Annotated in this window: 16 protein-coding genes, 1 pseudogene and 1 riboswitch; of the genes and pseudogenes, 9 read left to right on the top strand and 8 right to left on the bottom strand. The window is 39.1% G+C overall.

What is annotated here, in order from left to right; genetic code table 11:
- The first annotated feature begins 9 nt into the window (after positions 1 to 9).
- From HNQ85_RS13765 to HNQ85_RS13755, 3 genes are read left to right on the top strand one after another with little or no spacing between them, the layout of a single operon-like run.
- Positions 10 to 228 (top strand): DUF3906 family protein, encoded by a 219-nt coding sequence (locus HNQ85_RS13765; RefSeq protein ID WP_181538299.1) that lies wholly within the window; start codon positions 10 to 12, stop codon positions 226 to 228.
- Between the two features lie 23 nt (positions 229 to 251).
- Positions 252 to 1,031: a uroporphyrinogen-III C-methyltransferase gene (gene cobA / locus HNQ85_RS13760; protein ID WP_181538298.1), complete on the top strand. Its 780-nt coding sequence runs from the start codon at positions 252 to 254 to the stop codon at positions 1,029 to 1,031.
- An 11-nt stretch (positions 1,032 to 1,042) separates the two neighbouring features.
- On the top strand, positions 1,043 to 1,834 hold the full coding sequence (locus tag HNQ85_RS13755) for a sirohydrochlorin chelatase (RefSeq protein ID WP_181538297.1): 792 nt from the start codon (positions 1,043 to 1,045) through the stop codon (positions 1,832 to 1,834).
- 70 nt (positions 1,835 to 1,904) lie between these two features.
- Here HNQ85_RS13755 and HNQ85_RS13750 read toward each other — a convergent pair whose 3' ends face one another.
- The gene (locus HNQ85_RS13750; RefSeq protein ID WP_181538296.1) at positions 1,905 to 2,666 is read right to left on the bottom strand and encodes a DUF4397 domain-containing protein; all 762 of its coding nucleotides are present in this window, start codon (positions 2,664 to 2,666) and stop codon (positions 1,905 to 1,907) included.
- Positions 2,667 to 2,773: 107 nt separating this feature from the next.
- Between HNQ85_RS13750 and HNQ85_RS13745 the strand changes: the two genes are divergently transcribed.
- Both HNQ85_RS13745 and HNQ85_RS13740 read left to right on the top strand, forming a co-directional pair.
- Positions 2,774 to 3,046 (top strand): acylphosphatase, encoded by a 273-nt coding sequence (locus tag HNQ85_RS13745; protein ID WP_181538295.1) that lies wholly within the window; start codon positions 2,774 to 2,776, stop codon positions 3,044 to 3,046.
- Between the two features lie 97 nt (positions 3,047 to 3,143).
- Positions 3,144 to 3,350, top strand: a pseudogene (locus HNQ85_RS13740) (metal-dependent hydrolase); the annotation flags it as partial.
- A gap of 40 nt (positions 3,351 to 3,390) precedes the next feature.
- On the opposite strand, the gene HNQ85_RS13735 reads toward HNQ85_RS13740, so the two are convergent.
- Both HNQ85_RS13735 and HNQ85_RS13730 read right to left on the bottom strand, forming a co-directional pair.
- Positions 3,391 to 4,686 carry an NCS2 family permease gene (locus HNQ85_RS13735; RefSeq protein WP_181538294.1) on the bottom strand — a complete coding sequence of 432 codons (1,296 nt, stop codon included), beginning with the start codon at positions 4,684 to 4,686 and terminating at the stop codon, positions 3,391 to 3,393.
- Positions 4,687 to 4,801: 115 nt separating this feature from the next.
- Positions 4,802 to 4,903: riboswitch (purine riboswitch) on the bottom strand.
- 91 nt (positions 4,904 to 4,994) lie between these two features.
- Positions 4,995 to 5,768: an arginase family protein gene (locus HNQ85_RS13730; RefSeq protein ID WP_181538401.1), complete on the bottom strand. Its 774-nt coding sequence runs from the start codon at positions 5,766 to 5,768 to the stop codon at positions 4,995 to 4,997.
- Positions 5,769 to 5,963: 195 nt separating this feature from the next.
- Between HNQ85_RS13730 and HNQ85_RS13725 the strand changes: the two genes are divergently transcribed.
- Together HNQ85_RS13725 and bshB2 are read left to right on the top strand one after the other, a co-directional pair.
- On the top strand, positions 5,964 to 6,308 hold the full coding sequence (locus tag HNQ85_RS13725; protein WP_181538293.1) for a YojF family protein: 345 nt from the start codon (positions 5,964 to 5,966) through the stop codon (positions 6,306 to 6,308).
- 23 nt (positions 6,309 to 6,331) lie between these two features.
- The gene (gene bshB2 / locus HNQ85_RS13720) at positions 6,332 to 6,991 is read left to right on the top strand and encodes a bacillithiol biosynthesis deacetylase BshB2 (protein ID WP_409994137.1); all 660 of its coding nucleotides are present in this window, start codon (positions 6,332 to 6,334) and stop codon (positions 6,989 to 6,991) included.
- A 267-nt stretch (positions 6,992 to 7,258) separates the two neighbouring features.
- Here the strand turns inward: bshB2 and HNQ85_RS13715 are convergent, their stop codons facing one another.
- The 5 genes from HNQ85_RS13715 to HNQ85_RS13695 all read right to left on the bottom strand — a co-directional run bounded on the left by HNQ85_RS13715 (position 7,259) and on the right by HNQ85_RS13695 (position 9,396).
- Positions 7,259 to 7,393, bottom strand: a complete 135-nt coding sequence (locus HNQ85_RS13715) for an NAD(P)-dependent oxidoreductase (RefSeq protein WP_181538291.1) — start codon at positions 7,391 to 7,393, stop codon at positions 7,259 to 7,261.
- A gap of 35 nt (positions 7,394 to 7,428) precedes the next feature.
- Positions 7,429 to 7,668: a sensor histidine kinase gene (locus HNQ85_RS13710; protein WP_343046531.1), complete on the bottom strand. Its 240-nt coding sequence runs from the start codon at positions 7,666 to 7,668 to the stop codon at positions 7,429 to 7,431.
- 64 nt (positions 7,669 to 7,732) lie between these two features.
- On the bottom strand, positions 7,733 to 7,894 hold the full coding sequence (locus tag HNQ85_RS13705; protein ID WP_181538289.1) for a hypothetical protein: 162 nt from the start codon (positions 7,892 to 7,894) through the stop codon (positions 7,733 to 7,735).
- Between the two features lie 126 nt (positions 7,895 to 8,020).
- On the bottom strand, positions 8,021 to 8,929 hold the full coding sequence (locus tag HNQ85_RS13700) for an aminoglycoside phosphotransferase family protein (protein ID WP_181538288.1): 909 nt from the start codon (positions 8,927 to 8,929) through the stop codon (positions 8,021 to 8,023).
- Positions 8,930 to 9,024: 95 nt separating this feature from the next.
- A complete protein-coding gene (locus tag HNQ85_RS13695) occupies positions 9,025 to 9,396 on the bottom strand; it encodes a DnaJ family domain-containing protein (RefSeq protein ID WP_181538287.1) in 372 nt (123 codons plus the stop codon).
- Between the two features lie 393 nt (positions 9,397 to 9,789).
- On the opposite strand from HNQ85_RS13695, the gene HNQ85_RS13690 reads away from it, so the two are divergent.
- Entirely contained in the window at positions 9,790 to 10,230 is a 441-nt protein-coding gene (locus tag HNQ85_RS13690; RefSeq protein ID WP_181538286.1) for a C40 family peptidase, read from the top strand.
- Positions 10,231 to 10,730: 500 nt separating this feature from the next.
- Complete coding sequence (locus HNQ85_RS13685) at positions 10,731 to 11,177, top strand: C40 family peptidase (protein ID WP_181538285.1); 447 nt, start codon at positions 10,731 to 10,733, stop codon at positions 11,175 to 11,177.
- Positions 11,178 to 11,335: the final 158 nt, after the last annotated feature.

Below are 11,335 nucleotides of genomic sequence, written 5' to 3'. Positions count from 1 at the left end.
GGGACACTCGTGAATCTGTATCGCTTTGAAGTGACAGCGCATGACGACATCATTTATGTCGTCATCGCTGCTAAAGATGATGAACAAGCATTTCGACTTGTGGAAGTTGAACTTGAAAAACATTTTTTGAAAATTCCTGATATCATTGATATTTCCCTTCATGAGAAAAAACCTATTCGCCATGGCGGCGGTTTTGTCATTTACGTCGAACCTCGCTCTGGATCATAAAATAAAGAAAGGGCTGAAAGAAGATGGGCAAAGTGTATTTAGTTGGAGCTGGTCCTGGCGATCCGGAATTGATTACTGTTAAAGGATTAAAATGCATACAAGAAGCGGATGTTATTTTATACGATCGCCTCATTAATAACGAACTGTTGAAATATGCAAAGCAAGAAGCCGAGCTCATTTTCTGCGGCAAACTGCCAGGGTACCATACGATGCAACAGGAGACCATTAATCATTTTTTAATTCGCCATGCGAAAAAAGGAAAAACCGTTGTTCGCTTAAAAGGCGGCGATCCGTTCGTATTCGGCAGAGGAGGCGAAGAAGCAGAAGCCCTCGCCAAGCATAATATTGAATTTGAAATTGTTCCCGGCATTACATCAGGCATCGCTGCTGCCGCTTACGCCGGCATCCCTGTTACCCATCGCGATTTCAGCTCAAGCGTGGCCTTTATTACTGGCCATAAGCAAAAAGGAAGCAATGAGGATGTAAAATGGGAAAACCTTGCTAAAGGAATCGATACACTGGCAATTTATATGGGAATCAGCAATCTTCCATACATTCGTGAACAATTGCTGAAACATGGTAAAGCACCAACAACTCCGGCAGCAGTTATACAGTGGGGAACATTAACGGAACAAAAGACCGTCACCGCTACGCTTGAAACGATTGTTGAAGTTGTCAAGCGACACCGAATCGAAAATCCAAGCATGATTATTATCGGAGAAGTAGTCGCGTTACGTCAGAAAATCCAATGGTTTGAACAAATCGCCCTAACACAACAACCATTTGTCAACGAAGCATTTTAACGAGGTGAACAATGCAGGCAATTCTTTATGTTTGTCATGGCAGCCGCATCATAAAAGCTTGTCAGGAAGCCGCTGCTTTTATAGATCGCTGCAAAACAAATATTGATATCCCTATTCAAGAAATAAGCTTTATTGAACTGGCCGAACCGGATATTGCGAAAGGAATCGACACATGTGTAAACAAAGGAGCAACCAGTATCGCCGTAATCCCTGTTTTGCTTTTAGCAGCGGGACATGTAAAACACGATATTCCTGAAGAAGTCGCAAAAGCCAAACAGCGCTACCCTCATATTGATATTGTCATAGGCGACCCATTCGGAGTACATGAAAAAATGGTGCAAATTTTAATAGAACGAATTGCTGAACAATCCGTTCCGTTTGCTGACGATGCAACAGTGCTTCTTGTCGGACGCGGCAGCAGTGATCCAGATATAAAAAGGGATTTACAAAAAATCGCCTACCTTCTTCAAGAAAAAATGCGCCTTTCACGCGTGGAGATCTGTTTTCTTGCGGCCGCCCATCCTTCATTGGAAGAAGGACTGCATCGCGCCCTCCACTCTGAGTACAAGAAAATTTTTGTCGTTCCGTACTTGCTGTTTACTGGTGTGTTAATGGAAAAATTAAAAAAAAAGCTAAAAAATCTTTCTACATCTGACAAGCAATTTATTTTATGCAACTATTTAGGCTACCATCCCCTTCTTCAAGAAGTGCTGTACGAGCGTGTGAATAAATTAGTATCCCAACAATACAAAAACGGGCTGACCCATAAATGTCTGCCCTCACGCACATTCCACAATATCTAGTATTATATATGTACTATATATTGTGTTGCGGGGTCTGACATTTGCTTTTAGGTCAGCCTATTTTTTTCCATTATTCCTCAATTAATATCACTTCTAATGAAAACGTGTCCTTAGCATCCTCTGTTGTCACAATCGTGTATGACTTATTCGAACCTAAACGTACGTTTGGCACTGTTAACACGACATTGTCTGTTCCAGCAATACGCACCTCTAAGCTGAATTTTTGGTTAGTAGAAACTTTCACATAATCAGAAACTTCTTTATAACGCACATTTTTAAATAATACATTGCCGCCTTTCACCGCAATATCCACAGCTGGCGCATTAGGTGATAAATGCACAAGGCGCACTTTTGTTTCTCCATATGATACATATGGATTATCAAAAAATGGAAGTAACTGCAAATTGTTCGCATTACCAATCCCAGCAATCGTATAGCGCAAACTTGGCAAAATATAGACCATTTCACTCAATACTGGGGAAGTGGTCCGCCCTGATGGATAAATGTCAATGCGATATTGTCCTGTTGGAACCTTTAAATATTGGCTTATTTGCTTATATTTTAGCTCCTGCAATACTTTTTGCCCATTTACATACACATCGACTGCCGGCGCATTAGACGAAGCATGGAATATGCGAACCATTGCCAGATTTGCCGTTTCTTCCTGCTGGCGAACCTGCTCAGCAGCGGCTAGTTTTTTCATATATTCATAATGCTTTTGATAATGCATCATATATTTATTTGGATCTGTATACTTGTAATAACAGGCTAATAAATCATACATCACTGCTTTTTGGGCATACTCCTCTATGTCTTCATGATAATGGTGCATGGGTTTCCCTCCGTATAATACAAGTAAGCTTCACATATTCAACGTATGCCAAAAAGCCTGGACTGTTGTATGATTTTTCTCAAAGAAATGCAAGGAGGAAAACTGATATGAGGCGGTTGCACGTCATCGTTCACGGTCGCGTTCAAGGGGTTGGCTTTCGTTACTATGCACACTACGAAGCACTAAAACATCAACTAACCGGCTGGGTAAAAAATAATGATAACGGAACAGTGGAATTAGAAGTACAAGGGGAAGAAGAAGCGGTCCTATCATTTATCGAAAAAATAAGCGAAGGCCCTCCTTTTGCCAAAGTGACAAAACTGGAAACGACAGATATCGAGCCCATCTCGAACGAAAAAACATATCGAATGATCTATTAAATGGAGAACTACATGGATACGATTACATATACTCTTTTTGGTCTCATTTTATACGGAGCCATTGACAAACGCGAGATGTCAAAGAAGATGCGACTTATTATTCGGAAAAGCAGAGCAGAAATATACATTACATTCAAACGAAAATGCTGATTTAGACACGCTGTTTAAAAAATGGCCTGAAGCCAAAACGTTGTACGAATGGGCACCATTTGTTGTCATTGTCGATGACAATAAAAAACTTAGTATCTACGACCCGCGCTTTTACCGAAACGGACAATCCTTCTTATTCAAATATGAAAAATAAGCCCGACTTTCTCCTAAAAGAAAGCCGGGCTTATCACATTTTATGCGACATAGGCGAAATAAGCAATAAACGTTACAAATAATCCGTACATAATAGGATGAACTTCTTTCGCCTTATTTAATGCAATCATTGTAATTGGATATAAAATAAATCCGAGTGCAATTCCGGTTGCTACACTAAACGTGAGCGGCATCATAATAATGGTCACAAACGAAGGAATGACAATATCAAATTTACGCCAATTAATTTTGCTAATTTCTGTTGCCATCATCGCCCCCACAATAATTAACGCTGGCGCTGTTACTTCCGGAGTAACGATGGATAGCACTGGTGCAAAAAAGAGTGCTAAGGTAAAACAGCCGGCAATAACAACAGACGTAAAGCCTGTTCGGCCCCCTGCTGCAATCCCTGCTGATGATTCAATGAATGATGCTGTCGTTGATGTTCCTAGAATGGCACCAATGACAGAAGCTGAAGAATCTGCCAATAACGCTCGTCCAGCGTTAGGAATCTCGTTTCCTTTCATAATTCCTGCTTGACTTGCTACGGCAATTAATGTTCCAGCCGTATCAAAAAAAGCAACAAACAAAAATGTGAAGATGACCGTTAATAAATCAGGTGAAAACACATCAGATACATGATTGAAAGCAGCGCCGAATGTCGGCTTCAAACTTGGAATACTGCCGACAATGCCAGTTGGCCTATCAATGATGCCAAACAAAATACCGACAACAGTGGAGATAACCATCCCGTAAAAAATGCCGCCGCGAACACCGCGAATAAGAAAAATGACTGTCACAATAAATCCAAAAATCGCTAGCAGCGTTGGAGCTGACTTTAAATTGCCGATGGAGACAAATGTCGCCTCATTTGCATGAATAATTCCCGCATTTTTTAAACCGATAAACGCCACAAAAAACCCGATTCCACCAGCAATCGCATATTTTAAATCTTGCGGTATGATATTAATAATTTTTTCGCGAATTTTTAATAAGCTGAGAACAATGAAAAGCACGCCCGAGACAAGGACGCCCGTCAACGCCGTTTGCCATGGAATGCCCATGCCGATGACAACAGAATATGTAAAAAATGAATTTAACCCCATGCTTGGAGCAATGCCGATTGGGTAGTTTGCTAGAAGACCAATGAGCAGTGAACCGATGATGGCTGAAACAGCTGTTGCTGTAAATACTGCTCCTTTGTCCATCCCGGATTGGCTAAGAACAAGCGGATTAACAACTAAAATATAGGCCATCGATAAAAACGTTGTAATCCCTGCTAATGTCTCTTGCTTAAATGACGTGTTTCGTTCGTTAAATTGAAAAAAAGCCTTCATCGTTTATGTCCTCCATTGAAATATTCAAAATAAAAAAGCTTCAGCAAAGTTCCACCGACCTGCTGAAGCTTGTTAAACAAAGGAAAAAACGCATAGATATATACGCATGTATACACCTATACCCTCGTTCCCTTGTAGTCAAGCTATTTACGGTAGCTCGGTAGAAACGTTCAAGCCATATTCTTGAACTTATACAAGGTTACATAGTCTTATATCATTTTCATATTCATAGATTGTAATAACCGGATGGACGAACGTCAATGTTTCCAAAGAAAATTCGACTAATGAAAAAATTCCAATTTTGCAGACTATGCAAAACGTGGGCGATGAACAAAACGTTTGCTAGATTGTAAGCAAGTTTCAATGATCTGTCTGTTCGCATATTGATTTTTCAGAAGGGCTTCTCTACAAATCGGGTCAAACAAATTCACTGAAGCTTGCGGATATTCACCACATATGTCAAGTCCGATTACTTTCTTGGAATCTAATATATATTTTACATACTGTAAGAGATCTGCTAGTCTCATCGTCCCCTGCTCCCAGTTGGTCAATGCATCGTCACGGCAAAGGACATCTTTATCAATGCTAATATACACAGCGTTCGTTTGAATATTGGATAAAATAAGTTTCGGAGAGTGTTCATTTGAAAAGATTGTGAGTTTTGAAGAATAACGAGGATGAATTTGCGCAGATGATGGGCCAATCATAACCACCCGCTCTAAAAAAGGAATATGTTCTAAAGCGTAAGATACCCAACACCCACAAGAAATGAGAGACTCTTCCTCATTTCCTAAGTCAGTATGATGGTCAAATAATACCAATGTAAACGGCTCATCTATTTCTTGGAGAAGCAAATAAGACACATAATGGTAGTTACCGCTACCAATTAATGTAATACCTTTGTTTTTATGTTCATTTAACCGTTGTTGAATCTCAGCTAAAGATTCTGGATGACAATACAAGTTCGTCTGTGAAAGATCAGTAAAATCAAGCCATTCATGCGGAAAATGAAAGAGTTGTTTTTGCGAAAAATATGTTCCATCAAAGTTTAAAAACGTCACACCTTCGCCGTAAAAAGCCATCATAACCACCCTCTTTACATTGATTTAGGTGCAAGTTTTTAAACAAAGAGGATGCACTTTTTCGCTCACTTCTATCTTTCATTATAAGAAAATGAACTTAGTACGCAAAGCGTTATGCCAAAACGAAATGTTTTCTTCAAAACAATCATTTGAGGTACAATAGACAAAAAACAGATTTTCGGGAGGAGTTTTGCTTTGCAGCCAATTAACGTTGAAGAAGTACAACACGCTTTAAATCGCTTTGCGAATCAAGATGTCTATCTTCATCTTGAAACAACTAACGGTGCTTATGCTTCCCACCATAATGAAGGATTTTTCTCAGCAGGAGCTTATATCCGTAACGGACGTATTCGTTTTAGCCGTGGAAAAATTGTCGGAGAAGGCCCTTATCGTGTCGGTTTAAAGCTCGATTTAGGCTGGGTATATGCAGAAGGATTAACAGATTGGATCTTAAATGAAAAAGGACAGCTGCTTTTAGCAGGCCACGATTATGAAGGAAAACTCGCTGTTGCCTTGCAGTTGAGCCGTGAGCCGTTTTAATTCATGAAGAAAGGACGTTGAATATGGAAAGACATATATTAGTCGTTTTTCCTCACCCCGACGATGAAGCGTTTGGCGTTTCAGGAACACTCATCTTGCATGCAGAAAACGGAACACCGATTACGTACGCCTGCCTCACTTTAGGAGAAATGGGACGAAACATGGGCAAACCTCCGTTTGCCAATCGAGAAACATTGCCGCTCATTCGTAAAAATGAATTGGAAGAAGCATGCAAAGTAATTGGCATTAAAGATTTGCGCTTGTTAGGGTTCCGCGACAAAACGATTGAATTTGAAGATGAGGAAATGCTTGCAGATCGCATTGGGGCGATTATTGCGGAGACGAATCCTTCGCTTATTATTACGTTTTATCCAGGTTACAGCGTTCATCCCGACCATGACGCATGCGGAGCCGCTGTCATTCGCGCCGTCGAACGCCTTCCGCTTGAAAAGCGTCCGACCGTGCACTGCGTTGCCTTTTCTAAAAACTGCGAACAAGAAATCGGCCAACCGGACATTATCCGCGACGTAAGTGCCGTGATTGACAAAAAGCTCGCCTCTATTAAAGCGCACCGTTCACAAACAGAAGGACTCATGCAAGGCGCGGCGAAACGTGGCGGAGATGCATTTACATGGCTAAAAACCGAGTATTTTTGGACGTATAAATGGGAAAAGGCTAACTAAAATACTTAAGCAGATCCGCTTCCTTGATGATGGATCTGCTTTTTCATTGAATCTATCAAGTTCATGAATCGCTTTCATACTAATTCATTTTTCAATACCGTAACGGTCTGTCCTAATAGCGTTTATTTGTTAAAAACAAGAAACTCCCGCCCACATTCCATTTCCAGTCGGGAGATTTCTTTATAAGAAATAGCTGAATTTTATGAATCTCCTAAAACCTGCTTTAATAACTTAGAAAAAGCTTCTTCCCAATTCCCGATTTTCCGCTTACGGCACTATAACCGTAATGTTTGCCCTCGCTTCCTGCAATCCCTTCACCTTGCGTTCTGCCACTTTCCCGCCACCGATTACAACGACACACCTTCCATATAAATCTACCATAATTGGATAAAAGTTTTTCATATCCTTCTCCTTTTTCTATCTGTTATCAAAATGGTTTACGCCTTAAATTGCACATAAAAAGCCACTCCACCGTTTTCGTTTTCCGCCCACACCTTTGCCTTATGAAGCTCAGCAATTCGTTGAACGATGGCTAATCCTAACCCAAACTTGCCTTTTTGACCAGTTTGAAACTTGTTAAACACTTGATTCAGTAAATATTCTTCAATCGGCGGTCCGTCATTCCAAATTCGCACAATGGCATTATTTTCGCTATGTTTGACAGTGAATAGTCCAATTTAGTTAAATACAACAAATCCTTAATCCGTTCTGTATAAGCCTCACTTCCTGTTAAAAACGAAGTCACTTTTTTCCATGCGCTGTTAATATTGGTGTCGCTTCTACAAATTTCTCGACTTTCTCCGGAACTTGAGCGTTTTCCTTCGCCCCCGTTTCCGCGGCAAATGCCGCCGTTGGGATCGTAATCATCGTTGCAAGTGCCACTGGAATCCATTTTTTCTTCATTGATACACACACTCCTTTTACTATAAGCTTTTGCTGCTTACGATGTCATCATACAAAGAGAGTGCGGAAAAATTATCAAAGAAATGTGGGAAATTGTGAAAAAACGATAACATATTGCGAGGCTTTCTAAGCACGATACCAAAATGGAGTTATTCTCTTAAAATAATCATGATCTTCGAGAATCAAGTACAGCCTATCTAGCATTTTATCGAAGGTATGCGGTGCAACTTTTAATGTCCAGACGACTGTCGAAAAAATATCCATTGCCGTATATAAAGAATATAAACGCCAAAACTCCTCAGAGATGTTTCCTACACCAAAATATCCATGAATTTGCCCAATGGAAAACGGAATACTGACTCCTCTGCTAAACAAAGCGATTTTTCGAAATTCAAAATATGGATCTCCCCAGTCATAGCGTTGAAAATCAATAGCTCCGACATACTGTTTATCTTTTACAATGAGATTGCTTGGATGAAAATCATCGTGCTGAAACACGTTCGGGCGATGTTCCATATATTGATAATTCTCCTCTAGAAAATCAATGATTTGCTCATCGTTCTTGATGGAAATGCCACATTGCTTATAAACATCAACATATCGTTGACACTTCTCAAGTTGTCGTAAATGCCAACTTACCATATGCAGCGGAGCAGAGTACATATGCATTTTTCTCAATTCTTTTCCAGCTTCTAAACCAATTCGGTACTGCTCCTCTTCCGTGTATACAGGAAGTAACTGTTCCGCATCTTCTCCTTCTAGGAAATGAAGCACCATATAACATACATTCACATCTTCCATAACGCCTAACTCTAACGGTTCGGAATACTTAACATTATATAGCTTTAAATTTTGCAGAACGCTGAATTCCTCTTTCTTTGCTTCGTATTTTTCAATGCCTGCTATACGCAAAAGTAACTGCTTTCCATTTTGAAGCGAAACAATAAATTTTCGTTCATCAGAAAATCCTTTGTGAAGCTCTTTTATGTCCGTGAACCCACTTAATGATGGAATTTGTTCAATTACACTCTCCATAAATCTCCCCCATTTTTCATGCTAATAAAAAGAACTTACTGCCCAAACAGTAAGTTTTCTTATCATACACTCTTTTTTCCATTTTTTAAATATAATCATCTGAATTTTTTATTTATTCTTTCTTGATAATCTCTCAACGCTACTGAATTACTTGATTTTCTTTTTTTCATGAGCATATGAAGACGTAGCAGCTTTTCATTTAGCTTTTTCTGTAACTTTTCTTTTTCACTCTCATCCTCGCAACAGCGAATTAAATCTTCTATACTCATCAACTCTTTTTTCAAATCAGCTTCTTCGGACACATAGCCGGCGTTTTTCAACATTAAATAGCCGATGCGCAGGTCTTCCGGAATATGCGACAAATCCTCTAATTCCATCGGCTTGCCAAACCCAGGCAAATTCGCAAATTCTCCATTTTTAATCGACTCGCGAATTTTCTCTTCGGCGATCCGCCAAATGATATCCATCTTCCCCCGTCCTCTCTACGTCTTATTTTTTTACAATAAACAAATGGAAACGGGAATGCAACCTTTTTTGCATCGTTCCATCATTATTCGTTGTGCTACACGTTTATAGGTTTGTAGCATTAAAGAAGTTGTCCCTAAAGCAAAGCCTCCTTAATCACCATATTATAAATATCTTTCTCCACTTGTTTATAAACATTTTTGTAAAAATATGATTGTTGCCTCCTAAAAAAGCCACTAATCGACTTTTATCCACATTTTTATTCCATTTATTATCTTTTTGTAATCGTTTTGTAACATTATTTAATACATATGTAACAAAATTTCGACACTTTTTTTGTTATACTTAAGCTATCAATCCATGAAACGACAATAAATGAAGCGGAGGTTACAAAGTTGAAAAAGTCATTTGTCGCTGCATTGTTATCATTTTTACTTTTCTTCCATTTTGTAAATCCTTCCAAAACAGAAGCTGCGACTGTCTCTCATCGAGTTGTGACAGAAGCAAAAAAATTAATCGGCACTCCTTATAAATGGGGAGGCACAACACCAAAAGGATTTGATTGCTCCGGTTTCGTTTACTATACACATAAAAAAATCGGAAAAACTCTTCCACGCACAGCTGCGCAAATGTATCAAAAAGGTAAGACGGTACATAAGTCAAAAATGCTTCCAGGCGACTTAGTCTTTTTTAGTACATACAAAAAAGGCGCATCACACGTTGCGATTTATATCGGCAACAACAAAATCATTCACGCTACTAGTAAAGGTGTAAAAGTGGACAGTTTAAATAGCTCTTACTGGAAACCAAAGTTCATTGGCGTAAAACGAGTATAATCATTTATAACAATGCAGCGGCTTTGTAGCTTCCGAACGGTTATATACATAAAGAGCAGGAAACATCATTCGGTATGTTCCTGCTTTTTTTATTCATAAAAATGGCAAAAAAAGCGCCCGCCTGTTTAGGCGGGCTTTACATATATTCATAGGGGATCGGGGGAATACTTGGAAAACTTTACGTTACCATTCTGTCCTTAACTTCCAATTTTTATACACACCCCCGAAAAAATTTTTTCTTTAAGTTGAAACAGGCTTTACTTTTTCACTTTGAAACATGAATCATCTCACCACTGTCTCTTTTCGTCCCCTCTCATTTTATGACCAGATTATATAGGCTTATCTTTAAATTTTGTAAACCTCTTGTAATACTATTTAATTCAACTGTAACAAAATTTCGACTTTGTAACACTATTTAATTCAACTGTAACAAAATTTCGACACTATTTTTGTTATACTTAACCTGTCAGCAAACAAGAAACTATGCGGAGGTTATACAAATGAAAAAAGCAATGGTAACAGCATTGCTATCGTTAGCCCTAATTGTCAATTGCAGCATAGTGACACCTACCAAAACAGAAGCTGCTTCTGTTTCCCGATTAATTATCGAAGCAAAAAGGCTCATCGGCACTCCTTACAAGTGGGGTGGTACAACACCTAGAGGATTTGATTGCTCCGGTTTTGTTTACTATACACATAAAAAAATCGGAAAAACTCTTCCACGCACAGCTGCGCAAATGTATCAAAAAGGTAAACCAGTATATAAATCGAATTTGCGTGTTGGCGATTTGCTCTTCTTTAGTACCTATAAAAAAGGAGCTTCTCACGTTGCCATTTATGTTGGAAACAATCAATTTATCCATGCCACATCATCAAAAGGCGTAAAAATTGATAAAATGAGCAATTCATATTGGAAAGGAAAATTTATTGGTGCAAAACGTTTGTAATTCATTAAATTTCTTAACCAATCGGCTGACCCGAAAGCAACGTGTCAGACCCCACAACACAATATATAGGACATAACCTTGGATAAATGAACTATATATTGTGAAAGGTACGTGAGGTCAGACACTGATGGGTCAGCCCCTTCATTTTATAATAAAGT

The organism is [Anoxybacillus] calidus (assembly GCF_013760845.1).
GTDB lineage: Bacteria > Bacillota > Bacilli > Bacillales > Anoxybacillaceae > Paranoxybacillus > Paranoxybacillus calidus.
Note: the sequence above shows the minus strand (reverse complement) of the source record. Positions and strands in the feature narration are given on the sequence as shown.